Source organism: Streptomyces sp. MUM 203J (assembly GCF_022414595.1).
GTDB lineage: Bacteria > Actinomycetota > Actinomycetes > Streptomycetales > Streptomycetaceae > Streptomyces.
In genome coordinates this window covers 1-23,771 of record NZ_JADWYO010000081.1, presented here as the reverse complement: position 1 = coordinate 23,771, position 23,771 = coordinate 1, and the positions used below count along the sequence as shown (strand labels likewise).

At 72.7% G+C, this 23,771-nt stretch carries 17 protein-coding genes, 1 pseudogene and 1 riboswitch; of the genes and pseudogenes, 6 read left to right on the top strand and 12 right to left on the bottom strand.

Annotation, left to right across the window (positions count from 1 at the left end; genetic code table 11):
* A partial coding sequence (locus I3F58_RS26960; RefSeq protein ID WP_240111316.1) for a VWA domain-containing protein occupies positions 1-894 on the top strand: 894 nt, incomplete at its 5' end.
* Positions 891-2,729: a hypothetical protein gene (locus tag I3F58_RS26955; protein ID WP_240111315.1), complete on the top strand. Its 1,839-nt coding sequence runs from the start codon at positions 891-893 to the stop codon at positions 2,727-2,729. The genes I3F58_RS26960 and I3F58_RS26955, both read left to right, overlap by 4 nt.
* Here I3F58_RS26955 and I3F58_RS26950 read toward each other — a convergent pair.
* Together I3F58_RS26950 and I3F58_RS26945 are read right to left on the bottom strand one after the other, a co-directional pair.
* A complete protein-coding gene (locus I3F58_RS26950; protein ID WP_240111314.1) occupies positions 2,680-3,465 on the bottom strand; it encodes a DUF72 domain-containing protein in 786 nt (261 codons plus the stop codon). The two genes, I3F58_RS26955 and I3F58_RS26950, sit on opposite strands and share 50 nt — an antisense overlap.
* A 57-nt stretch (positions 3,466-3,522) precedes the next feature.
* Positions 3,523-4,308, bottom strand: a complete 786-nt coding sequence (locus tag I3F58_RS26945; RefSeq protein WP_240111313.1) for a LysM peptidoglycan-binding domain-containing protein — start codon at positions 4,306-4,308, stop codon at positions 3,523-3,525.
* 2 nt (positions 4,309-4,310) lie between these two features.
* Positions 4,311-4,504: riboswitch (cyclic di-AMP (ydaO/yuaA leader) on the bottom strand.
* Positions 4,505-5,083: 579 nt separating this feature from the next.
* Here I3F58_RS26945 and I3F58_RS26940 point away from each other — a divergent pair.
* From I3F58_RS26940 to I3F58_RS26930, 3 genes are all read left to right on the top strand, one after another.
* Complete coding sequence (locus I3F58_RS26940; RefSeq protein ID WP_240111312.1) at positions 5,084-6,124, top strand: terpene synthase family protein; 1,041 nt, start codon at positions 5,084-5,086, stop codon at positions 6,122-6,124.
* Between the two features lie 14 nt (positions 6,125-6,138).
* Complete coding sequence (locus I3F58_RS26935; protein WP_240111311.1) at positions 6,139-7,503, top strand: cytochrome P450; 1,365 nt, start codon at positions 6,139-6,141, stop codon at positions 7,501-7,503.
* Positions 7,504-7,739: 236 nt separating this feature from the next.
* The gene (locus I3F58_RS26930; protein ID WP_240111310.1) at positions 7,740-10,649 is read left to right on the top strand and encodes an AAA family ATPase; all 2,910 of its coding nucleotides are present in this window, start codon (positions 7,740-7,742) and stop codon (positions 10,647-10,649) included.
* Positions 10,650-10,667: 18 nt separating this feature from the next.
* On the opposite strand, the gene I3F58_RS26925 is transcribed toward I3F58_RS26930, so the two are convergent.
* From I3F58_RS26925 to I3F58_RS26905, 5 genes are all read right to left on the bottom strand, one after another.
* Positions 10,668-11,516: a pentapeptide repeat-containing protein gene (locus tag I3F58_RS26925; protein WP_240111309.1), complete on the bottom strand. Its 849-nt coding sequence runs from the start codon at positions 11,514-11,516 to the stop codon at positions 10,668-10,670.
* 109 nt (positions 11,517-11,625) lie between these two features.
* Complete coding sequence (locus I3F58_RS26920) at positions 11,626-12,210, bottom strand: ATP/GTP-binding protein (RefSeq protein WP_240111308.1); 585 nt, start codon at positions 12,208-12,210, stop codon at positions 11,626-11,628.
* Between the two features lie 13 nt (positions 12,211-12,223).
* A complete protein-coding gene (locus I3F58_RS26915) occupies positions 12,224-12,586 on the bottom strand; it encodes a DUF742 domain-containing protein (protein ID WP_240111307.1) in 363 nt (120 codons plus the stop codon).
* Positions 12,586-12,987 carry a roadblock/LC7 domain-containing protein gene (locus tag I3F58_RS26910; protein ID WP_240111306.1) on the bottom strand — a complete coding sequence of 134 codons (402 nt, stop codon included), beginning with the start codon at positions 12,985-12,987 and terminating at the stop codon, positions 12,586-12,588. Before I3F58_RS26910 ends, I3F58_RS26915 begins: the two co-directional genes overlap by 1 nt.
* A complete protein-coding gene (locus I3F58_RS26905) occupies positions 12,984-15,347 on the bottom strand; it encodes a sensor histidine kinase (protein WP_240111305.1) in 2,364 nt (787 codons plus the stop codon). The genes I3F58_RS26910 and I3F58_RS26905 overlap by 4 nt, the downstream gene beginning before the upstream one ends.
* 748 nt (positions 15,348-16,095) lie before the next feature.
* Between I3F58_RS26905 and I3F58_RS26900 the strand changes: the two genes are divergently transcribed.
* Entirely contained in the window at positions 16,096-16,728 is a 633-nt protein-coding gene (locus I3F58_RS26900; RefSeq protein ID WP_240111304.1) for an alpha-ketoglutarate-dependent dioxygenase AlkB, read from the top strand.
* Between the two features lie 73 nt (positions 16,729-16,801).
* On the opposite strand, the pseudogene I3F58_RS26895 reads toward I3F58_RS26900, so the two are convergent.
* The 5 genes and pseudogenes from I3F58_RS26895 to I3F58_RS26875 all read right to left on the bottom strand — a co-directional run.
* Positions 16,802-17,068, bottom strand: a pseudogene (locus tag I3F58_RS26895) (transposase); the annotation flags it as partial.
* A 313-nt stretch (positions 17,069-17,381) separates the two neighbouring features.
* The gene (locus I3F58_RS26890) at positions 17,382-17,852 is read right to left on the bottom strand and encodes a DIP1984 family protein (RefSeq protein ID WP_240111303.1); all 471 of its coding nucleotides are present in this window, start codon (positions 17,850-17,852) and stop codon (positions 17,382-17,384) included.
* A 207-nt stretch (positions 17,853-18,059) separates the two neighbouring features.
* Positions 18,060-20,075, bottom strand: a complete 2,016-nt coding sequence (locus I3F58_RS26885; RefSeq protein WP_240111302.1) for an ABC transporter ATP-binding protein — start codon at positions 20,073-20,075, stop codon at positions 18,060-18,062.
* Between the two features lie 1,146 nt (positions 20,076-21,221).
* Positions 21,222-22,277, bottom strand: coding sequence for an ABC transporter ATP-binding protein (locus I3F58_RS26880; protein ID WP_240111301.1), 1,056 nt, complete (start codon positions 22,275-22,277; stop codon positions 21,222-21,224).
* On the bottom strand, positions 22,274-23,743 hold the full coding sequence (locus tag I3F58_RS26875) for an ABC transporter permease (RefSeq protein WP_374208044.1): 1,470 nt from the start codon (positions 23,741-23,743) through the stop codon (positions 22,274-22,276). The genes I3F58_RS26880 and I3F58_RS26875 overlap by 4 nt, the downstream gene beginning before the upstream one ends.
* Positions 23,744-23,771: the final 28 nt, after the last annotated feature.

Here is a 23,771-nt window from a genome sequence, read left to right as displayed (position 1 = left end):
CTCTTCGGCCCCGGGGTCCGCGAGGAGGTGCTCGCGGCAGCCGCCGCGGCGGGGCGCACCGACGTGCTCGCCGAACTGGACCCGGACACCGTGCGGCCCTCCGTCGAGCTGCTCCGGACCGTGCTGGCGCACGCGGGCGGGCTGCCCGAGGCGCGGCTCGCCGCGCTGCGCCCGCTCGTCCGCCGGCTCGTCGAGGAGCTGACGCGGCAGCTCGCCACCCGCCTCCGCCCTGCCCTGCACGGCGCACCTCTGCCCCGCCCCTCCCGGCGTCCCGGCGGCGGCCTGGATCTGGCCCGCACCCTGCGGGCCAACCTGGCGACCGCGCGCCGGGGCTCCGACGGCCGGGTCCTGGTCATTCCGGAGCGTCCCGTCTTCCGCACCCGCGCCCGGCGGTCCGCCGACTGGCGGCTCGTCCTGGTCACGGACGTGTCGGGGTCCATGGAGGCGTCCACCGTCTGGTCCGCGCTCACCGCCTCCGTCCTGGCCGGGGTACCCACCCTGTCGACGCACTTCCTGGCGTTCTCCACCCAGGTCGTCGACCTCACCGATCACGTCGACGACCCGCTGTCCCTCCTGCTGGAGGTCAGTGTGGGCGGCGGCACCCACATCGCCGCCGGGCTCCGGCACGCCCGTGAGCTGGTCACGGTGCCGTCCCGCACCCTCGTCGTGGTCGTCAGCGACTTCGAGGAGGGCTATCCGCTCGGCGGCCTGCTCGCGGAGGTGCGCGCCCTGGTCGGCGCCGGGTGCCACGTCCTCGGCTGCGCCAGCCTCGACGACGCGGGGCGCCCCCGCTACTCCACCGCCGTCGCCGGGCAGCTCGTCGCGGCGGGCATGCCCGTCGCCGCCCTCAGCCCCCTCGAACTCGCCCGCTGGGTAGGGGAGAAGATCACATGAGCCCGCAGCACCACCCCCCGCAGCTGCCCCCGGTCGCTCCCGCCGTGACCGCCGAACTCGTCGCGGCGCTCTCGCCCCGGCTGCGCAAGCGGCTGGACGCAGGCATCGCCAAGCTCGCGGACCGGCCCGCCGTACAGGACGGCGACATCGTACGGATCGCGATCGACGACGACACCGAGCTGGAACTGCGGGCCACCGGGGGCGTGGTGACTCGCGCGGACGCCGTCCGCTGCGGCTGCCTGCTCGCTCCCGACTGCCTGCACCGCGCCGCCGCCGCCTCCGCGGCACCCGTCGCGGACGAGGCACCGGCGGGGCCCGTGTCCGAGGAGCCCGCGCCCCGGGAGCGCGGGCCCGAGGCACGGCAGGAGCCTGGCGCCGCGCCCGAGAGGACGCCTCCCCCCGCGGTCGCGCCGGACGCCGCCCCCGAGCGCGCCACGCCCGACCAGCGCGACGCCGCCCACGCCGTGCTCCAGGCCGCAGCCGCCGTCCTGGAGGCCGGGACCGAGGGCGCGGGGGCGGTGCTCCAGGCGGAACTGCTGCGCGCCGCGCACACCGCACGGCTCGCCGGCCTGCCCCGGGCCGCCGCCACGGCCGTCGCCACCGTGACACAGCTGCGGGCCGCGCGCGGCGCGGACCCGGCGTACCGGCTGACCGACCTCGCGGACCGGCTCCGCGACCTGCTCGGCACCGCCTGGCGCCTCCCGCAGGCGGCCGACGCGGAACTGGCCGCCCTGCGCGGCACCGCCCGGCAGCCCTACACCCCGGACGGCTCCCTGCGCCTGTACGGGCTCTTCTCCGAGCCGGTCCTCACGGCAGGCGGCTACGCCGGAGCCGTCACCTGGACCGCCGACCCGCGGTGCCGCCTCTACAGCGTGTCCGACGTGGCCCCCGGAGGTCCCGCCCGCGCCACCGGTGCCGCAGCCCGCACGGTGCGGGTGGGCGACACGGCCCTCACCCACCGCGAGCTGTCCCGCGCGGGCCTCGCCGTCTCCGGCGCCACCGTGTCCCCGACCGGCCGCCTCGGCGCGGGAGCCGGTGTCCGCGCCGTCCGGGCCGCGGGCGCCGGGTGGCACGACGAGCCGCTCGACCGGCTGTGGTCCGTGCCCGTGGCCGACCAGGCGGCGCGGGCCCTGGACGGCGCCGACGACCTGCTGTTCCTGGACCTCACCCTCACCGGCACGGTCCGCGAGGCGGCCGGCGACTGCCTGCTGGCCGACTGCTCCGGCCTGACCGTGCGGCTCACCGCCGCCCACGACCACCCGGAGCTTCCGTACCGTGACAACCTGCGGTTCCTGGCCGCCGCCCCCGGCACCCGGCTGCGTGCCGTGGCCCGGCTCGCCCCGGCGCCGCACGCCCGCGCCGCGCTGCTGGCGGTGAGTCACCCGACCGACCCGGACGTGCGCCTCGATCTGGGGCTCGACCGCCTCCGGCGCGCCGATCTCCCGGCGGTCGCGGCGGGACCCGTGCCCCCCGCGCCCGGGCCGGTGGACGGAAGCACGCCGCTGTACCTGCTGCGCCGCCGCCTCCATCAGGCCGTGTCCGGTGGCCGCAGGGTGCTCGCCTTCCCGCGGGAGGCGGCAGCCGACGCGCGTCGGCTGCGCCGCGCCGGCCTCGCCACGGCGGCCGGTCTCCTGGAAGAACTGCACGCCGCCGCCGCGGACCGTGCCAGGGACGCCTTCGGACGCCTCCTCCCGGCAGACCGCGAGCGGTTCACCCGGGCCTGGCTCGCCGCCGCCGTGTACGCCGACGCGGTCGACCGCGCCCTGTGCGCGGCGGCCTGGGACACTACGGGACCGCCTCCGGCCCGGCCGGGAGCGCACGCGGCGCGCGGGTGACCGTCAGCCCGGCGTCCCGCGCCGCGCCCGCGAAGGCCACCGCGTCGTGGACGGCGGCGGCGTTCGGGTCGTTGTTGAAGAACGCGTACACGTCGGCCGTGTCGTCCCAGGCATCCGAGATCCGGTCCACCCAGCTGTGCAGCGCCTGCCGCCCGTAGCGGGGCCACGGCCTGGCGCGGCCGACGTGGAAGCGCAGATACCCCCACGCCGCCGTCCGCCACAGCGGTGTCACCGGGCGGGACTCCACGTCCGCCCAGCACAGTGCCGCGCCCCGGTTCTCCAGCACCCGTCGGACCTCGGGCGACCACCAGGAGTCGTGCCGGGGCTCGACGGCGACCCGGGAACCGGCGGGGAAGACGCCGAGGCAGGAGTCCAGCAGCTCCGGGTCGGCGCGCAGGGTGGGCGGGAGCTGGAGCAGCACCGGCCCGAGCCGGTCACCGAGCCCCGCCGCGTGGTCCATCAGCCGCCGCACCGGCTCCTCCGGGTCCCGCAGCCGTTTGATGTGGGTGAGGTAGCGGCTTGCCTTGACGGCGATCGTGAAGTCACCGGGCGTGCGGTCCCGCCAGGTCTCGAAGGTCTCCCGTGTGGGGAGCCGGTAGAAGGCGTTGTTGATCTCGACCGCGGCGAAGGCCGCGGCGTACTCCTCCAGCCACAGCCGCTGTGGAGTCCCGGCGGGGTACAGGACGCCGCTCCAGTCCCTGTACTGCCACCCGGACGTTCCGACGACAAGGGTCACACCTTCATCAAAGCACGCCCGGGTGAACCCGGGCGTGCTCTGGGAACCCGCTGAAGATCAGTACGGGCCGAAGACGTTGTCGATCGAGCCGTACCGCGCGGCCGCGTAGTTGCAGGCGGCAGTGATGTTGGCCACCGGGTCGTACGGGTCCAGCGAGGTGCCCGGTACGTGGTAGGCGCGGAACGTCGGGTCGATGACCTGGAGGAGGCCCTTGGACGGAGTGCCCGCCGCCGCGTTGGAGTCCCAGTTGTTGATGGCCAGCGGGTTACCGGAGGACTCGCGCATGATATTGCGGTGAATTCCCTCGTAGGAGCCCGGAATTCCACGCTTGGCCATGATGTCGAGCGATTCCCGGATCCAGCCGTCGAGGTTGTTCGGGTAGCTCTTCGCGGCAGTCGCGGCCGCCGCCGTGGTGGTCAGGGAAGTCCGCTCGGCTGTACGGGAAGCGCGCTCGGAGTCTTCGCGCTCACCCGGGATTGTGAGCTTGAGGCCCGGGTGAATCAGTGACGGGTCGTCACCGATGGCCTTCTTGTTCTTCGCGTAGATCACCTTCCAGCCGCCGCTCACCTCCTGCTTCTTCGCGATTCCGGAAAGGGTGTCGCCGGCGATCACCGTATAGGTGGCCGAGACGTTCGTCGGAGCGGTGGGAAGGGCTGGAAGCGCTGCGGCAACAGGCTTTTCGACCGCAATGGCCGACACCGAGGCGGGAGCGGCGGGGGCTGCCGAGGCATACCCGGCAGCTGTCAGGGGCAGGGTGAGGGCGGCCCCTCCGGTGCTCGCGATGGCGAACGCACGGCTGATGCGGCGAATCTTCGTACGGCGGTGCTTACCCGTTGCGGGCATGGTGCTTTCCTCTCCGGCGCCTGCGAGGTGAGCTGTCGGGTTCGGACGGGAGATGTCCGGTCGCGGTCGTGCCGCGACTTCACCCCGAGCCGGTCCGGAGAGTGTTCCGGGCCGGCGGCTTACCTGGGTCCCCCGCTCCTGCCGTGCGTGAGTGAGTTCGGAGCCGGAAGGCGGCAGGATTCGGCGGTCCTTCCGGATGGACGCCGACCGTAAACGAGTGCGGAGTGCCGGAACAAGGCCCGGAAATTAAGCGGGAATGATCGTGGAGAACGCGAACGGTCCGGAAATCCCGGTCATATGGCGGGGCCGTGCGGGACGGGCTCGGCATGGCCGTGACTCATCTCACGGAACCACTGCGGTCGGGAAGCTCGGCCGATAACGGACAAAGCTCGGGTAAATCGGCACCAGCTTTTCCCAATCACCCGAAACGGACTAAACGGGCATCAGGGTTGAGTCGGGCCTCGCGGGCGGGTGGGGTGCGGGTCGGGCCCCGGGTCCCAGGGGTGCGTCCCGGTGGTGAGTGATCGCCGGCCGGGTCCCTCCGCCCGTCCGCCCGTGCATATGCCTGAATGAAATCCGTGCGGCAAAACCAGGTTTCTGCCCGGCCTTGCCAGGGCCGGATTATATTGACAGGCTGCTCGGCGCTGCGGGTTAATGGAAACGAATGGCCGCAAAGAGTGCTTTGGTGTTCCCTCGGTCGACGGGTCGCTGGGGCGCCCGAGCGGCTGGCGTGAGCGGGGATTGGCGGACCGGGATTTCCTCTGGAGGGAGATCAATGCCCCAACTCGACTCTTTCATCATTCCGGAATTTCATCTTCCCTTTGAGAACTGCAAGGACCCCGGGGCCGAGCGGGCCAACGCGGAGGCCACCGCGTGGTCGGTGGAGCGCGGCCTCATCGACGAGGCGACCGAGGAGTTCGCGGGGATAGGGTTCGGCCACCTGGCCGCCCGCGTGAGCAACGGCGCGAGCTACGACGACCTGGTCCTGCTGGCCCAGTGGATGGCCTGGTCCTTCGTCCTCGACGACCAGCACGACCTGCTCATCAGGGACGACGACGTCGACGACTGGCGGCCCGTCGCCGCCGCCATCACCGGCTACGTCGCCGACGGCCGGGCGGACCGGATCCCGAAGGCGGCCCGCAACCCGCTGGTGGACTCCTTCGTCGAGCTGTGCGACCGCATTCTCGACAGGATGCCCCCGGGCATCCAGGGCCGCTACCGCGTCCACGTCCCCCTCATGCTCCGCTCACTGGACGAGGAGGCCGCCAACCGCAGGCCCGGCTACCTGCCCCCGGTCGGGGACTACATCCTCACCCGTCGGCACAGCTCCCAGCTGCTGCCGATGATGGACATGGTCGAAGCGGCCCTCGGCATCGACGTGCCGCCGCCGGTGCACGCGAGCCCCGCGGTCCAGGAGCTGGCCTGGAGCGCGATCGACGTCATCTCGTGGGGCAACGACGTGTTCTCCCTTCCCAAGGAGTACTCCTGCGGGGACACCAACAACCTCGCCGCGCTGCTCGCCGCCTGGCAGGGCTGGGCGCTGCCGCAGGCGGTCCGGGCCGTGGAGGAGCGGATCGAGGCCCGGGTGGAGGACTTCCTGGCCGGGGCACGCGCCCTCCCCGCGGTTCTCGACGCCCTCGGCGTGGCCGACCCGACGGCCCGCAAGGCTGCCGAACTGCGCGTCCGCGCGTACGAGGACTGGATGGTGGGCAGCGACCTCTGGCAGCGCTACGACTGCACCCGCTACCGCGACGAGCGGTTCGCGGCGGGTCTCGAAGCCGCCTACACCCGCCCGGGCCTCGTCACGGCCGTATGAGGAGGGACGCGTCCATGAACCCCGCGCCCAGGTCCGCACGCACGGACCTGGGAGCCGCCGCCCCGGTGGCTCCCGGCGCCCTGCCCGTCATCGGCCACGCCCTCCAGCTGTGGCGCCGCCCCATGGCGTTCCTGGAGTCCCTGCGCCCGGTCGGCGACGTCGTCAGGGTCCGCCTCGGCAACTGGCCGCTCCATGTGCTGACCAGTCCCGAGCTGGTGCACACCGTCCTGGTGGGCGAGGCCCAGCAGTTCGGGCGCGGGCGCATCTTCGAGAAGATGCGCCCGCTGTTCGGCAACGCCATCGCGACCGCCGACGGGGCGTTCCACCGCAGGCAGCGCCGCATCATCCAGCCCGGCTTCCACCGCTCCCAGATCGCCGGGCACGCACAGCGGATGGGCCGGAACGCGGAGGAGATGGCGGCCTCCTGGAGTGCAGGCCGCCTGGTCGCCGTCGACGAGGAGATGCGGCGGTTCGCGCTGTCCTCGGTGGCCGACATGATCTTCTCCGGGGACGTGGGCAGGCGCGCCGTCGAGGAGGTGCACCGATCCTGCCCGGTGATCATGGAGGGCATGCTGGTCCGTACGCTGATGCCGAAGGCCCTGGACCGGCTGCCGATTCCGCTGAACCGCCGCTTCGACGCCGCCGCCGCCCGGCTCCGGGCGATCATCGACGAGGTGATCGAGGAGTACGGCGAGGGAGACCGGGAGCGGCAGGACCTGCTGTCCCTGCTGATGACCGGCCGGGACCCGGAGACCGGCGAGGGCATGAGCGCCGTGCAGCTCCGGGACGAGCTGATCACGATCCTGTTCGGCGGGACGGAGACCGCGGCGACGACCCTGTCCTGGGTGTTCCACGAGCTGGCGCGCCATCCGGAGGTGGAGAAACGGCTGCACGCGGAGGTCGACGCGGTGGTCGGTGACCGGTGCGTCCGCGTCGAGGACCTGCCCCGGCTCACGTACACCACGCATGTCCTGAACGAGACGCTCCGGCTGCACTCGGCCCTGGTGTTCACGAGGAAGGTGCTGTCTCCGGTGACCCTGGGCGGGGTGCGCGTCGCGGCCGGCTCGGAGCTGGCCTACAGCCCGTACGCGCTGCACCGGGACCCCGGATCGTTCCGCGACCCGGGGCGGTTCGACCCGGACCGGTGGTCGCACACCGACGCGGGGCGTCTCCACCGGCTCAGCGGCTTCATCCCGTTCGGGGCGGGCCAGCACAAGTGCATCGGTGACTCGTTCGCGATGGTGGAGATGCTGGTCGTGGTGGCGAGCGTGGCGGCACGCTGGCGTCTCGTGCCCGCCCCGGGAACCACCGTACGGGAATTGCCTGCCGGCATCCCGATGCCGGACGCCCTGCCGATGATCCCTCAACCACGGCGCTGATATCCGCGGCAACGGCCGACACGGGGAGGCAGCGAAAGAATCTGAAACAGAATGCCCTTTTCTGACCGTTCGGGATCGAATCCGAACGGTCGAAAGGGTCTTTGGTGAGATGGTGTCAGCGGAGGATACAGGGTTACCCTCGTACGAGTGGCGAACTTCCCGGAAGAAGGTTCTCGAGCCGTTCTCTTCCGCCCCCTTGGGCCTACACTCGGCCGCACACGCTGGAGGGGGCAAGGATGACAGAGGCCGCAGCACCCCGGGGAAACGAGGGCAACCCCATCCTCGAACGGGAGACCGAACTGCTCGCCATCGAGCGGGCCCTGAACGGACTGTGCGGAACGCCCGACGGCACACCGGCCGCTCGCCGCGGCGGCGTCCTCGCCTTCGCGGGCCCTGCCGGACTCGGCAAGACCGCACTGGTCAACCAGCTCCGCCACCGAGCGGCCCAGCGCGGCTGCACCGTACTCTTCGCACGCGGCGGCGAGTACGAGAGGCAGGTGCCGTTCCGTGTGATGCGCCTGCTCATCCAGCCCATGTTCGCCGCCATGAGCCAGGACGAGTGCCGCGACCTGCTGGGCACCTGGTACCCGATCGTGGCACCCGCCATCGGGCTGGACGCGCCCACCGGCGCCGTCGACCCCGATCCCCGGGGTGTCCTGGACGGACTGGACTGGGCCGTCACCCGCCTCTCCGTACGGCACGACCGCCCGCTGGCCATCGTGCTGGACGACGCCCACTGGGCCGACGCGGAGTCCCTGAAGTGGCTGACCGCCTTCGCCGCCAGGGCGGAGGAACTGGGCGTGCTCCTCGTGGTGGCCTGCCGCCCGGGCGAACTCCCCGCGGACGCCACCGCGTTGCAGGAGCTCACCGAGCGCCACGGGGCCCGCCCTCACGAACTGACCCCGCTGACCTCGGGCGCCGTGACGGACCTCGTGCGGCAGATGCTCGGGCAGGACGGCGAGGACCTGTTCTGCCGGGAGCTCTGGGCCATCACCGGAGGCAGCCCCTTCGAGGTCGTCGAGCTGCTCCAGAAGGGCAGGGAGCGCGGCCTCAAGGCGCATGAGGACAGCATCCCCGAACTGCGGGACCTGGCCTCCGCGGTGAAGGGCAGCGGTCTCGCCGAGCGGCTCAACCAGTTCGACACGCCCACGATCCAGGTGGCCTGGGCGGCGGCCGTGCTCGGCAGCAGCGGTATCCCCGTGGACCTCGTCGGCCCGGTGTCGTCCGTCGGCGGCGCCCGGGCGGCCGAGGCCGTCGCGGAACTCCAGGACGCCCGCATCCTCACGGTGCTGACCAACATCAAGGGCGAGCGGGTCGTGGAGTTCAACCACCCGCTGATCGCCAACGCCGTGTACGGATCGATCCAGCCGGGCATCCGTGTCGCCATGCACGGAGTGGCCGCGCGCGTGCTCGTCGACGCCGGATGCGCGCCCGGCGAGGCGGCCCGTCACATGCTGGAGCTGTACCCCGAGGGCGACCCCTGGGTGGTGGGCCAGCTGCGGCAGGCTGCCCGCGACAGCCTGTCGGCGGGCGCACCCGAGGCCGCCCGCCGGTATCTGTCCCGGGCACTGCGCGAGCCCCCGGACATGGACGAACGCGCCGAAGTCCTCTTCGACCTGGGCTCAGCCACCCTCCCGCACGACCCGGCCACCGCGGTCAACCAGCTGCGGGCCGCGCTGGAGGAACCCATGGTCGAGGACGGCCTGCGGGAGTCCATCACCTACCGGCTCGCTCCGGCTCTGGTGCACTCGGGCCGGATGCAGCAGGCCATCGAACTCCTCCAGGAGGAGGCCGAGCGGGCCGGCAACGCCCGCACCCGACTGCGGATGCAGGCCGAGCTGTTCAAGTGGAACGCGGTCAACGTCGACGAGCCGGACTCGCGGTCCCGCTCCCGGCGGCTCGCAAAGTACGCCGAGCACCTGTCCGGCCGCGGCCGGGCCGAGCGGCACATCCTGGGCATGCGCAGCTGGGACGCCGTCCTGCGAGGCGAGCCGTCGGCCGAGGCGTTGCACTACGCCGAGGAGGCGCTGAACGGCGGGATGACATGGAGCGACCAGGACTTCGGATTCGAGGTTCCCGCCGGAGTGGCCCTGGTCCTCATGTACTGCGACCAGCCCGGGCGCGCCGAGGAGCTGTTCAACACGGGCATCGCGGAGTTCGAGGCCAAGGGCTGGCGCGGATCGCACCTGTCCTTCGCCTACTCCCTCTTCGGCTACATCCGCTACCGGCGCGGACGGCTGGCCGAGGCCGAGGACTTCGCCCGCAGCGGACTGGAGATCGCCGACCGCGTCGGAGACGGCGTCCCGGCCCAGCGGTACGCGGTGGCCATCCTGATCGAGACCCTGCTCGCCCGGGGACGCGTCGACGAGGCCCAGGCCGTCGCTCGCGAATACCGCGTCCGGGACCGCCTCCCCACCGCGATCGTCTACCCCGACCCGCAGGCCGTCCACGGCAGGCTCCTGCTGGCCAGGGGCCGCACGGACGAGGCCGAACGGGAACTGACCGCGGCCGGAGCCCGGCTCGACCACCGCGGCGCCCGCAACCCCGCCTGGAGCCCCTGGCAGCTCGACCTCGCCCTGGCCCAGCACCGCCTCGGCCGGGGCGACGCGGCCCGGGCCACCGCGGACGAGGCACTCGCCCGCGCCCGAACGTTCGGCACCGCGAGCAGTATCGGTCACGCCCTGCGGGTCTCCGCGGTCGTCGCCGCCGACACGGCCCGGACGGAGATTCTGCTGGAGCAGGCCGTCGGCCACCTGGAGCAGTCCCCGGCGGCGTACGAACTCGCGTACGCGCTCATAGACCACGGGGCCGCCCTGCGCGTCCTCGGGCGGGTTGATCAGGCCGCGCTCCAGCTCTACCGGGGCCTGGAGACCGCTGTGACCTGCGGCGCGGATCCACTGGCGAGCCGCGCCCGGGAGCAGCTCGCGGCCGCCGGACTGCGCCCGCGCCGACCGCACGCCACCGGGTGGGACACCCTGACGACACCCGAGTCGACTGCGGCCCGGCACGCCGCGGAAGGGCTGGGCAACCGGGCGATCGCCGGAGAGATGAGGGTGCGGGAGCAGGAGGTGTCCGAGCTGCTGTCCGCGGTCTTCACCAAGCTCGGCACCGACCGGCAGGGGCTCCAGCGGGCCCTCTGCCGGTGAACCGCCAGGGCGGCTGAGCTACGCGGGCGGCGGCCAGTGAGCGGGGCGGCGCAGCGTCACCGGGACGCGCGTCGCCCCGTCGCCCCGGGCCCCGTCCAGCTGGGCCTGCGTCAGGAACAGCGCTCCCCGCAGATCCGCACCGCCCAGCCGCGCGTCCCGCAGGTCCGCGCCCAGCAGGTCCGTGTTCCGCAGATCGGCGTCCGCCAGATCCGCGCCGATCAGGTAGGCGCCCCGCAGACTCGCACCGCGCAGCTTCACACCCCGCAGCCGGGCACCCATCAGATCGGCGCCCCGCCGGTCCCGGCGCCGCCCCGGCACCTCCGCACGCGCCAGCTCACTGGCCCGCTCCAGCAGTTCCCCCAGCGACGCCCGCTCGGCGGCCACGTCCACCGCCGCCACCGCCTCCGCGTCGCCCCGGGTCAGCGCCTCGACACGGTCGTGCACCCGCCGCAGCCCGCCGTGCACGGGCCCGGCCGCCGCCAGGTCGAGCGCCTCCGCGGCGTACCGCAGCAACTCGTGCAACTGCCGCATCACCGGGAAGACCTCGTACATCGCGCGGGCCGTCTCCGGGGCCTCGCGCCAGCCGCGCCCGCCGAAGGTCACCTGAGACACCTTCTGACCGGCGCCGAAGCAGTCGTACACCGTGCAGCCGGTGTAGCCGCTGTCTCGCAGCCGCTCATGGATCCCGCACCGGTGGTCCTCCCTCAGGTGGCCGCACGGCTTCCCGGCCGGCTTGTCCACCGGGAAGTCCGCGGACCGGGTGAACGGCAGCGCCACACAGCACAGTCCGAAACAGCTCGCGCAGTCGGCGCGGAGGTCGGTGCGCCCGGCGTGCGGGGGCAGGGAGGACGGGGAGGGCGAAGTCAAGGCTGCGGTGCTCCTGGACGTGGATGGTGCGGCGGTACGGTCCGGTCGTACCGTCCATTGTCCACCCCACGCGCCCCGGGCCGGACGCCGCAGCCCCGCCGGCCCCGCGTCAGGACGCCGTCGCGCGGGTCTTCGCGATCACGCGGTCCAGCAGCGCCAGCAGCACGTCCCGCACGTCCGCCCGCTCCCGCGCGTCCAGCATCAGTACCGGTGTCCTCGGGTCGCGCAGCCGCAGCGCGGACCTGATCTCCTCGGCCGTGTACGCCTGTTCCCCGTGGAAGCAGTTGGCGCCGACCACGAACGGCAGCCCGCGGCTCTCGAAGAAGTCGACCGCCGGGAAGCTGCGGTCCAGCCGTCGGGTGTCCACCAGGACCACCGCCCCGAGCGCACCGCTCAGCAGGTCGTCCCACATGAACCAGAACCGCTCCTGGCCCGGCGTCCCGAAGATGTACAGCACCACCCCGGCGTCGTCCAGCGTGATGCGGCCGAAGTCCATCGCGACGGTCGTCGCCGCCTTGGACTCGATGCCGTCGAGGTCGTCGACCCCGACGCCGGCGGAGGTCAGACGCTCCTCGGTGCGCAGCGGCTCGATCTCCGAGACCGTCTCGACAAGCGTCGTCTTCCCGACTCCGAAGCCTCCGGCCACGAGGAGCTTGACGGGGGCCGGTTCCTGAGCGCCGGCCACGGGAGTCATGTCGTATCCGGGGTCATATCCGGGCAAGGTTGTCCCTGATTCTCATGAGCAGGTGGACATTGGTGGTCCCGGCGCCCTCCAGCGGGGGCCGGTGATGGATCAGCCCGCGGTCCGCGAGTTCCCCGAGCAGCAGCGTCATCGGCGTCAGCCGCATCTCCATGCGCGCCGCGAGCTCCGCGACCGCGCGCCCGTTCGGCGCGGGGCACAGCCCCAGGACGTGCTGCCACTCGGTGGGCAGACCGTCCAGGTCCTCCTCTCCGACCGCCGCCGTGATGGTGGTGTCCATGGTGAGGACCGTGCCCGGGGCAGCTGTGCGGCCGTCGGTCAGCGCGTACAGCCGGGTCCGGCGGCCGGGGCGCCGCGGCTCGTCGGCCATCAGGCGCCGGGCGGCTGGACGCGGTCGGGTGTGCCCAGCCACTCGCCGAGCGCCTGCGCGGTCCGTACCGCCTCGCCGCCCAGCTCCCCGAGCCGGGCCTTGCGGGAGGTCACCACGATGAGCGTGCTGCCCTCACCGCAGCCCACGATGCACAGGTAGCGGTCGTCCATCTCGACGAGCTGGCGGATGACCCGTCCGCCGTGGATCTCCCGGGAGACCGCCCGCATCGTGGCGGCGATGCCGGACGACGCGGCGGCGATGCGCTCCGCCTGCGGGCGGTCCAGCAGATAGGCGCTGAGCTTGATGCCGTCGTTGGACAGCAGGACGGCGCCCTCGATGCCGGCAATCCGGCTCAGGTTGTTGTCCAGGACGCTGTAGATCATGTCGTTCGCTGTAGTCATCGCTGATCCTGTCGGAGCTCTTCTTCCACTTTCCGGGTCCCGTCCTCGTAGTCGGCCCAGGCGTCGGCGACGTCCTCCGGCGTCGCGCCGTCACAGGCGCCGGAGTCCGCGGTGTCCGCGGCGTCCGTCTCGGAACGGAGCTGCTCGGCCATGTGCGTCTGGGGGACGCGCTCGGGGAGCGGCGGGCGTGTGGGCCCGTCGGTGTCCCGTGCGGCCTGACGGACCGGAGGAAGCGCGGGCCTTTCACTGCCGCCGGACCCCGGCACCACGTGCAGCACCGGCTCCGGAGACTCCGGGGGCCGCACGGGCTCCGGCACCGGCGCCTTCTCGGGCACGGGCTTCGAGGCCGGGGGCGCCAGCGGGGTGACCCGCGCGCCCGGCGGGGCCGCCGGGACGTCCCGTACGGCCTCGCCCTCCGTCTCGACCAGCAGCCGCTCCGGGACGATCACCACCGCCGACGTGCCGCCGTACACCGACCGGCGCAGCGTGACCGTCGCACCCAGCTGGTCCGCGAGGTGGCCGACCACGAACAGGCCCAGCCGGTGGGCGTTCTCGGCCAGCACCGCGTACGGCGGGGCCGAGTGCAGCCGGGCGTTCATCTCCGCGTACCGTTCCGGGCCCACCCGCGGTCCGCGGTCCTCGACCTCGACGGACAACCCGTCGGCCACCCGCTCGGCGCGGATCACCACCCGGGAGCGCGGCGGGGAGAACCGGGTGGCGTTGTCCAGCAGTTCGGCCAGCAGGTGGCTGATCTGGCTGACGACCCGGGCCTCCACGCTGACCTCGTCCAGGGCCTGGCGGTCGATCCGGCGGAAGTCCTCGACCTCGGCGGCGGCCTCCCGCAGCAGATCGGCCACCCGCATCGGTTCGGTGTGCGGGTCCTGGATCTCGCCGCCCGACAGGATGAGCAGGTTCTCGATCTGCCGGCGCATGCCGACGGTGAGCTGGTCGGCCCGCATGAGCTGGGCCAGCAGCGCCTCGTCGGTGCCGAAGGTGTCCTGGAGGTCCTCGGTGAGGCTGAGCTGGCGGCTGACCAGGTTGCCGGTGCGGGACGCGATGCCCGCCGCGAACATCCCGAAGCCGTGCCGCTCCGCCGCCAGCTGCCGGTGCCCGTCCACGGACACGGCGACCACCCGGGCGAACGCGTCGCTGATCCTCCCCACCTCGTCCTGCTCGCCCCGCACGGCGGGCAGCGCGTCCACGTCGACGGGCCTGCCCTGCCGGAGCCGGTCCACCACGTCCGGCAGGGTCTCCTCCGCGACCGTGACCGTACGGTCGTGCAGCACGCGCAGCCGCCGCAGCACCGAGCGGGTCGTCGCGGTCACCAGTCCCGCGACCAGCAGCAGCGCGCCGCCGCTCCCGGCGACCAGCCACGCCACGTCCGACTCCAGTTCGGCCGCCTTCAGGTCGGCGCTCGCCAGCAGACCGCGGGTCCGGGCCGTGTTGAGCGCGTCCACCTCGGCCGACCAGGTGGTGTGCGCGATCCGCCAGCCCTTCACGTGCGCGGGCAGCCGCACCTGGTAGCCGGAGTCGGAGTGGTCCGACAGGACGTGGTCCTCGATCCGGATCTTGGACTGCCAGGCCGGGGAGCCGGACAGGGCGGCGTACCGGTCGCGGTCCTCGTCGGGGAGGTACGGTGCGATCCACCGGTCGTACAGATGGCGGTGCGCGCCGACGGCGTTGACGAACTCGGCGAACCGGGCGGTGCTCAGCTCGCGCCTCGGGCCTGCGAGCGCGATGATCGTGTCCTCCTGCGCCAGCATCTCCGATGCCGAGAACAGGGTGACGACGACCTGGCTGTCGTGGGTGAGTTCGCCGTCCTCGGTGTGGTTGAAGGCGTCCTGGTAGAAGCGGATCATCTGACTGACGACGGCGTTGTAGAACGCGACGGTGCTGTCCGGGGTGCCGATCCGGGCGTCGGCGCGCTCCCGGTGGGCGCCCAGCTCCTCCAGGCCCTTCAGGATCTCCTGCACCCGGCGGTCCGTCGGCTCGTTGCCGGTGCCCTGGGCGCCGGCAACCCGGCGGAACTCGGCGGCGGCCTTGTCCGTCGCCGCGCGCCGCTCGGTCAGGTCCTGTGCGGACTCGGACAGCCCCGACCAGCGGGCCGCCGTCGCGACCCGCTCCGCCTGCATCCCCCGGAGCAGCTCGTACAGGGGCAGGCCGATGCGCTCACCGGCCGAGACGTCGGCACGCAGATGCTCGGAACGCTCCAGCAGCCGCTGCGCGGTGACGGTGACCTGGACGGCCATCGCCAGCGTGGGGACGACGGCGAGGAGCACGAGCAGGGTGCGCAGACGCACCGTGCGCCGCGGGCGCCGTCGGGACGGCGAAGGGCCGCCGGGCGCGCCTTCAGGTTCCATGGGAGACAACTTCGGCCCTCGGGAAGCGAGCGGGGGGCATCGGGGGTGCTGATCATAACCAGCCATATGGCCGAATGGAGGGGGCGGGAGTGATCGGAACGTGCCATTCCGTGCACGTTTCGTGCTTCTCGTTGCCAGTACGTGACCGTACCGACCCGCAACCGGTACCTCCGGCCCCGCCCTGAGGGATCCGCCCCCGGCGCCCGGGTCAGTGCAGCGTCGCCGGCTCGCCCAGCCGTACGCCCACCGAGCCCTGGGTCCGTACGTCCACCGGCGCGTCCAGCCCCCTCGACCGCCACCGCCACCTTCGCGTCGTGCCCGCAGAAGCCGACGTCCGCCACCGTGCACGGGGCGCCGCCCCGCCAGGGCGGGTCCCACCCGCTCCAGGGCACGGTTGAGCCGAGCGGTGAACCGCGCGTACGGCGCGGGCAGCCCGTCGACCCGCAGATGAAGCGCCTGACCGTCAGCCGGATCACAAAACCCCGGTCAGCCGGAGAAAGGTCCTTCAGCCTGCGTTGACAACGGTCGTGCACTCGTCCCGAACCCGGCCGCAGTCCGGGCGCGAAGCGCCTCCTGCACGGCCTCTCGCCGCCACCTCGACCGTGCCGAACACGGTTGTAGCCGCCTCGACATCCAGCTCGTCGATCCCGGCGAACACCAGGGAGTCTCAGAACAGAGCATCGGTCAGCATGCCCCGCACCGTCACCGTCTCCCAAGGCGTGGCGCAGGACTGGCTACTGTTCGGGGCATGTCTGAGACCTCCGGCCAACTTCGTCTGGGTATCGATTCCATATCCCGGCCGCACCCGTCTGCTGCGGTGCCGGGCCTGCAGTACATCGCCGACTGGCTCACCCCCGGCGCCTGCCGGAACCTGCTCTCGGACATCGACGCCGCAGAGTGGTCGGCACAGTTGAAACGGCGGGTGCAGCATTACGGCCACCGCTACGACTACGGGCGTCGAAACGTGGCAGGCGACCGGCAGGCAGCAGCGCCGCCGCTTCCGGCATGGGCTCGCCGAACAGCCGCCCGCCTCGCGCGTGAGGGCCTGATGGACCAGCAGGCGGAGCAGGTGATCGTCAACGAGTACCAGCCGGGGCAGGGCATCAGTGCCCACGTCGACTGCCTGCCCTGTTTCGGTCCGGACATCGCCGCGATCTCATTGGGCTCCAGCTGTCTCATGGACTTCACCGGTCCTGAGGACGGCGCGAAGCTGGCAGTGCCGCTGGCACCAGGCAGCCTGCTGGTCATGACCGGCCCGGCCCGCTACACCTGGCGCCATGCCATCGCCGCGCGCAAGAGTGATCCCGGAACCACCGGCCGTGTCCCACGCGGCCGACGTGTGTCGGTGACCTTCCGCACCCTGCTGCACCCCGACCAGTAGCCTCCACGGACCAACACCAGACCATCCGCCCCCTCGACGTAACGAAGCACCACCAGGAGTTGACGTCAGAGTGTCGGGCCCGCATCAGGAGTGATGCGAGCGTGACGGCCGCCTTGTGGGACCGGGCGGTCTTTTCGTAGCGGGTGGCGATGCCCAGGCACTGTTTGAGGCGGTTGAAGCACCGCTCCACGACGTTGCGGTGCTCGTAGATCTCTTTGCCGAAGGCCGGAGGGAGGCCGCCGAGGCTGCCCCTGCGGGCCCGGTTGCGGACCTGGCCGGCCCGTTCCGGGACGGTGCGCCTGATGCTGCGGCGCCGCAGCCAGGTGCGGATCGCCTTCGAGCGACGGCACGTTCGGCCGGATGCTGTGGGCCGTCCGGGCCAACAGTGTCCGACGGAGATCGCCGTTCCCCGTGGTGCTGCGATGTGGAAAGCCCCGAACCCGCCCTCGCCACCTCGGATCTGCACGTGGTGATGTGCTGTGCGATGTGCACTGTCACCTGTACGCGGTGCTGAGCTGCGCTGTCATGAGGGGAGTCGAACCCCCGCGTTGCTCTTCACGCGCCAGGCGTGGGCCGGAGAACCGCCGGCCCTCGGTGTGTGCACGCCTCCGAAGCTGCTACCTGCTCCACATCGTCCCAGCCTGCCGGACTGCTCAGTCCAGCAGATCGGCCTCCCAGTTCGTACGCTGGATCCGCACATCGACCTCGCGGATCTCCCGGGCGAGCGCATCCGCCTGACCGCGCAGTTCCGCGACCGGAAGCGCGGAGAGCATCATCAGCTCGGACCGAAGCTGCCGACCGTATCCCCGCTCGCCCTGACCCGCCGCCGCGTCCGCCGCCGCGGTGAGCACAGAGTGACGCAACCGCAGAACATCCCGGCGTGCGAGGGCATCGGTGAGCGTGCCGTCCGGACCCATCTCCACGGTGGCATTGGTCCGGTTGATCCGCCGGATCAACGTTTCCAGAGCGCCCAGCACCTCATCGGCCTCAGCCAACAGCTGAGCTGCATCCTCGGCGGGTGTCTCCCCCTCCTGGTACCGCGCACTGCTGACGACACGCGCTCGCAGCTGCTCTACACGCCGAGTCGCCTCCGCACGTTCTGCCAGTGCCTCAGCAAGCTTCACTGTCCCCGCCTCCCCCTCCGTGAGCTCGTACGAGTATACGAGCGCGAACCGCCGAGCAGGCGGACGCCTACGGCTGCCACGGCGGAGCAGGCGTACCGTCCGGGTCCAGGCCGTGTGGCCATGGTCTTTCGAGAAGGCGAGGCATGTATGGGCTGTTGTGCCCATGGCCGGCGGCCTGCCGGCCAGCTCCGGCGTCGTCGGGCAGCGTCATGACCGGGCCTGTCCCTCGCCGACGGCGTCGGCCGCCTCGGCCGGGAGCGTGTCTGCGGGGGCGGGCTGCGTCGGCAGCGGAGGGTTGAGGAACTGACGGGCCTGCAGTTCGTACATCTCCCGGAACACACCGACCCCGGTGGCCGGGTCCATGAGCGCGGTGAAGGTCCCGTGTTCGACGACCCGGCCCTCGTCCAGCACGTAGATGAGGTCGGCGTGCCGGACGCTGTGCAGCCGATGCGTGATCAGGACCGTGGTCTGGCCCGAGCCTGCCAGCCGGTGGATCTGGTCGAACACCCGCTGCTCGGCCGCCGGGTCCAGCGCGCTGGTCGGCTCGTCGACGATGAGGACGGCGCCGTCGCGATGCCGGGCCCGGGCCAGGCCGATCTTCTGCCACTGGCCGCCCGAGATTTCCTGTCCGCCCCTGTATCCGCGGGCGAGCAGGCTGTCCAGGCCACGCGGAAGCCCTTTGACGAACTCGTCGGCGCCCGCGTACGCCGCCGCAGCATGGACCGTCGCGTCGTCCATCGCGGCGCTGCTGCGGCCGATGCCGATGTTGACCCGCGCGGTGAACGGCCACCGGAAGAAGTCCTGGGCGACCATGGCGACGCGGTCGAAGATCTGCCCCCGGTCCGCCTCGGCCGTGCTGACCCCGCCCCACAGCACCCGGCCGGAGTCGGGGAGCCGGGCTCCGCTCAGGAGACGGACGAGAGTCGACTTGCCCGAGCCGTTCCTGCCGACCAGGGCGACGGTGCGGCCCCGGGGGATGACCAGGTCCACCTCGTACAGGGACGGCCGGTCGGCGCCCGGGTAGGTGAAGGTCACCTTCTCGAACCGGACGTCCGCACCCTCGGGCACGTCGAGCCCGCCGGAGGGGATCGCCCGTCGCACCGCCTCCTTGCACAGCGTCTCCAGGTCGGCGACGAACAGGGCCTCCTCCTGGACGTCGGTGACGCGCAGGACGAGGTCGGTGATGCTCGCCGCGCCGGTCCGGATCGCGAGCACCGCCGTGCCGGCGACGGCCAGGCCCATCTGCCCGTGCCACAGCAGCAGTCCGAGAACGCCGTAGGTGACGACGGTCGCGATCCCGCGGACGGAGTCCGCGAGCACGTTGGTGCGGGCGCCGGTCCACGCGAGCCGGGTCTGCTCCCGCTCGCTGGTCTCGGCCATCTGACGGAAGTGGGTGAGCAGGAACGGTGCGGCGTCGTGGACGCGGATCTCGGCCGCGGCCTGCTGGTCGACCAGCAACTGGCTGATCAGCTTGGCGGCCCGGACGTGCTGGACGAAGCGGTGCCAGCTGATGTACCGATGGCGGGCCATCGTCAGCGAACCCCACGCGCTGGGCAGCGCCATGAAAGCCAGGAGCGGCAGAAGGACCGGGTGCAGGACGGTGAGCACGCCTGCGGCGGCGATCAGCGAGATGGCGGAGGCGACCACGGCGGTGCAGTAGCCGACCATTCGCCGCGCCGAGTCCGCACCCCACTGGGCGGAGTCCATCAGCTTGTGGAAGGAGTCGTCCTCGATCGCCTCCAGTTCCACCCGCGCCACCAGACCGAGATACCGCTCGGTCGCGACCCGTTGGGCCTTCGGCTCCAGGATCCCTGTGGCGGCGGCCGAGGCCGACCGGCACGCCGAACCGAGCACCGCGAGGGCGGCCACCAGCACGAGCGACGGGAGCGCCGCGTGAAGCCGGCCGGTGATGTCGCCCGCGGCGAGCAGCTCGACGAGCAGGGCGTTGACCGCGATCAGGGAGACGGCCTGGGTGACGCCGCGGGCGATCTCGCTCACGGCGATCGTGGTGAACGCCCGCGGGTCGGCCTCGCGGGCCAGTCGGACGGCCACCGCCACCTGCCTCGGCAGTGAGGCGGCCATGGTGCGCAGTCCCAGCTTCAGCCAGGCACCGTCGTGAGCTCCCCACCCGTAGTCGTAGGTGAGCTCCCCGCCGAACAGCAGCTTCTCGGAATCCGACGTGTTCTCCGCGGAGGCCGCCAGTGGATCATTGCTGTTCGTCATGCCCCCCACCTCCGATCCGGGTGTGCTGTGGGACGGGAGTCGGCGGCCAGAAGCGGGCTGATGGCCGAGCCGGTTCCGGGCCGAACCCGATTGACCTGGGCAGGAAGAGGAGGAAGGGGGTACATCACGCTCTCCGACGGGTCGAGTGGAGGGGGCGGTTGGCTCAACGAGGCGGGACGGTGGAACGAGCACACATGATTCGGACGGCGTTCGAACCCCGGAAACGAGCGAAGGTCCGTTCGTGCGGTGTGCACCGATCCGTGCGGTACGGGGATACGGGCCGATGGCGGGGGTGGCCGAAACGCCGACACTCGCGCAACACGGGGCAGAAGTTCGGCAGGAGGCCGCAGTCGACGCCTCACCAAGCGCCGGAGGGCGGGGAAGGCAGAAGAGGCACGATGCCGCGGCCCCGGGGCGCGGCGCCGGTCACGTGTTCGGCGCGCGTCCGCGGGTGCTGGAGGAGGGCATGCCGGAGCGGGTGGTGGTGCGCTGCGCGGTCGGCAGGACGGCCGCGAGGGTCCCGGTCTCGGTGATCCTGCCGTCACCTCACATCGTCGCCGCCGGCTCCAGGGGTACCCGGCACAGTTCCATGTCGGCCTCGCTCGCGTCGCGGTGCTGCTCGCCGGTGCTCAGGCCGCGGGCTGGGTACCGGTGCTCTCGGGTACGCGCGTCGGCAGGTATCCGCCACAGCGTCCTCAGCAGGACGAACTGATCCGGCGCCGGCCCGGACACCACAGGTCCAGCTCGTCCAGGACGTTCGTGGCCGCGGGCAACGGCGCGGCGGGGACGGTGGTGAGGAGGTTGTCGGGGAGTTCTGTCTTGTGTCGAGCTTGATCATCTCGCGTCGGCGCAGGACCTGCTGCCACTGCCCCGTCCAGGCCGGGCGCAGCTCGGCGGCCGGGATGTTCGCGAGCCGGCGCCCGTCGGTGAGGAGCCGGGCGGCGGCCTTGGCGCCGATGCCGCGGAGGCCGCCGATGCAGTCGCCTGGCTCGCCCATCAGGGCACGGGCGTCCGGCCACTGCCCGGCGACTTCTCGCCCTTCTGATGCCATTCCTGAGGGTTGGTGCAGGCGCCCGCCCGGTTCCGGCAGATGATCTCCACACCGGGGTGGCGGTCCAGCCGGGTGGCCAGCGGCCCGGCTTCGGTTCAGTGCAGCGTCGCGGTCCCCGTCACCCGCAGCCCCACCGGCTCGCCCAGCCGTACGCCCACCGAGCCCTGGGTCCGTACGTCCACCGGCGCGTCCAGCCCCTCGACCGCCACCGTCACCATCGCGTCGTGCCCGTAGAAGCAGACGTCCACCACCGTGCCCGAGGCGCCGCCCGGCTCCGGCTTGCCCAGGAGCACCAGCTGTTCGGGCCGCAGCAGTACCGTGCCCTCGCGGACCGCCCCGGCCGGCGCTCCGAGACGCACCTCGCCGAGCGGTGTGGCGGCAGTGGCGCTCCGGGACACGGCCGTTCCCGGTACCAGCACCGCGTCGCCCACGAACCGCGCCACCCACGGGTCGGCCGGCTCCCGGTACACCTGCTCCGGTGTACCCGCCTGCGCGGTGCGGCCGTTCCGTACCACCGCGACCAGATCGGCCGTGGACAGCGCCTCCTGCTGGTCGTGGGTGACCAGCACGGCCGTGGCCCCGGTGGCCCGCAGCGCGGCCCGCACATCGGCCCGCACCCCCGTACGCAGTGACGCGTCCAGCGCGTTGAACGGCTCGTCCAGCAGCACGACCGCCGGCTCCGGGGCCAGCGCCCGCGCCAGCGCCACCCGCTGCTGCTGACCGCCCGACAGCTCGTGCGGCATCCGGTCCCCGTACCCGGCGAGCCCCACCAGCTCCAGCATCTCGTCCACCTGGCGCCGCCGTGCGGAACGGTCGTGGCCGGTCAGGCCGAACGCGATGTTCCGGGCCACACTCAGATGCGGGAACAGGGCGCCCTCCTGGGGGACGATGCCCACCCGGCGCCGCTCCGGCGCCAGCTGCGTACCCGGTCCGGTCAGCACCCGCCCGCCGACGGTCACCGAGCCCGCGTCGGGGCGCAGGAACCCGGCGACGATCCGCAGCAGCGTCGTCTTGCCGCAGCCCGACGGGCCGAGCACGGCCGCGAGCGAACCGGCCGGCACGGTCAGGTCGAGACCGTCCAGGACGGGGGCGCCGCCGGGCGTGTACGCCAGCGTCAGCCCCTCCACGCGAAGCTCGTTGCCCTGAGTCATGTGCGGTGCCTTCCGAGGAGGTACGACGGGATCGCGGCCAGCAGGATCAGCGCGGCGGCGTAGGGCGCGGCGGCTGCGTACGCCCCCGAACCGGTCTCGGTCCACAGCCGGGTGGCCAGCGTGTCCATGCCGGTCGGGCGCAGCAGCAGCGTCGCCGGAAGTTCCTTCATGCAGACGACGAACGTCAGCGCCGCACCCGCCGCGATCCCGGGCGCGGCCAGCGGCACGGTCACCTCGCGCAGCGCCCGCAGCGGGGTGCGGCCCAGAGACCGGGCGACGTCCTCCAGCACGGGCGGCGCCTGGAGCACCGCCGACCGGGTCGCGGCCACCGCGACCGGCAGGAACAGCACGGCGTACGCGGCGACCAGCAGCGGCACCTCCTGGTACACGGGGTGCGCGTACCGGACGGCGAAGAACACCAGCGCGAGCGCCACCGTGATGCCCGGCAGCGCGTGTCCGGCGTAGGCCGACTGCTCCAGAAGATGCGCGGTGCGCCCCTGGTAGCGGGCCGCGATCACCCCGACGGGCAGGGCCAGCAGCCCGGTCAGCGCCGCCCCGGCCGCGGCCACGCCGAGCGTGGTGAGGGCGGTGTCGGTGAGCAGGGCCGGGTCCCAGGTGCGGGAGGTGCCAACGGCCAGCCAGTAGCCGAGTGTCGCCAGCGGGAAGCCCACGGCCGCCGCCGTCACGGCCCCGCACCACGCCAGCGCGGGCGCCCGCAGCGCGCCGAGTCGCGCGGGCACGGGCGGGCGTGCGGTGCCCCGGCCGGTCCTGGCGTGCCCGGCCCGCCCCCGGGTGCGTGCCTCGCCCCACACCAGCGCGACCGTCATCAGCACCAGCACGGCACTGAGCGCCGCCGCCGGGGTGCGGTCGAAACTGGCCTGGTAGGACAGGTAGATGCCGCGCGTGAAGGTGTCGTACCGCATCAGCGACACGGCGCCGAAGTCGGAGAGCACATACAGTGCGACCAGCAGCCCGCCGCCCGCCGCGGCAGGCCGCAGCTGGGGCAGTGTGACCCGCAGGAAGGTGCGCAGCGGGCCGTGTCCCAGCGACCGGGACACCTCCTCCTGGGCCGGATCGGTGCCCCGCAGCGCGGCCGTGACCGGCAGATACACGTACGGGAAGCTCACCAGCGTCAACGCCATTGCCGAGCCCGTGAACCCGGCCAGCCCGGGCGCGGCCGACAGCCAGGCGAACGCCGCCACATAGCTCGGCACCGCCAGCGGCAGCGTCACCAGCACCGACCAGACGCGCGCGCCCGGCAGGTCCGTACGGACCGTCAGCCAGGCCAGCGACACCCCCAGCACCAGGCACGCGGCGACCACGGCGGCGGCCAGCCCCAGGCTGCGGCCCAGCAGCAGCGCCGTGCGGTCGTCGGCCACGATCCGCCACGCGTGCCCGGGGCCGCGCTCCAGCGCCCGCACCCCCAGATAGCCGAGCGGCAGCACGGCCAGCACCGCGGCGGCCAGCGCGGCCGCGACGAGGAAGAACGGGGGC

Excerpts from the sequence above, each read along its gene's own strand:
- I3F58_RS26955 (WP_240111315.1), top strand. The coding sequence starts at position 891 with ATGAGCCCGCAGCACCACCCCCCGCAGCTGCCCCCGGTCGCTCCCGCC.
- I3F58_RS26945 (WP_240111313.1), bottom strand. The coding sequence starts at position 4,308 with ATGCCCGCAACGGGTAAGCACCGCCGTACGAAGATTCGCCGCATCAGC.
- I3F58_RS26940 (WP_240111312.1), top strand. The coding sequence starts at position 5,084 with ATGCCCCAACTCGACTCTTTCATCATTCCGGAATTTCATCTTCCCTTT.
- I3F58_RS26935 (WP_240111311.1), top strand. The coding sequence starts at position 6,139 with ATGAACCCCGCGCCCAGGTCCGCACGCACGGACCTGGGAGCCGCCGCC.
- I3F58_RS26930 (WP_240111310.1), top strand. The coding sequence starts at position 7,740 with ATGACAGAGGCCGCAGCACCCCGGGGAAACGAGGGCAACCCCATCCTC.
- I3F58_RS26920 (WP_240111308.1), bottom strand. The coding sequence starts at position 12,210 with ATGACTCCCGTGGCCGGCGCTCAGGAACCGGCCCCCGTCAAGCTCCTC.
- I3F58_RS26915 (WP_240111307.1), bottom strand. The coding sequence starts at position 12,586 with ATGGCCGACGAGCCGCGGCGCCCCGGCCGCCGGACCCGGCTGTACGCG.
- I3F58_RS26910 (WP_240111306.1), bottom strand. The coding sequence starts at position 12,987 with ATGACTACAGCGAACGACATGATCTACAGCGTCCTGGACAACAACCTG.
- I3F58_RS26905 (WP_240111305.1), bottom strand. The coding sequence starts at position 15,347 with ATGGAACCTGAAGGCGCGCCCGGCGGCCCTTCGCCGTCCCGACGGCGC.
- I3F58_RS26900 (WP_240111304.1), top strand. The coding sequence starts at position 16,096 with ATGTCTGAGACCTCCGGCCAACTTCGTCTGGGTATCGATTCCATATCC.
- I3F58_RS26885 (WP_240111302.1), bottom strand. The coding sequence starts at position 20,075 with ATGACGAACAGCAATGATCCACTGGCGGCCTCCGCGGAGAACACGTCG.
- I3F58_RS26880 (WP_240111301.1), bottom strand. The coding sequence starts at position 22,277 with ATGACTCAGGGCAACGAGCTTCGCGTGGAGGGGCTGACGCTGGCGTAC.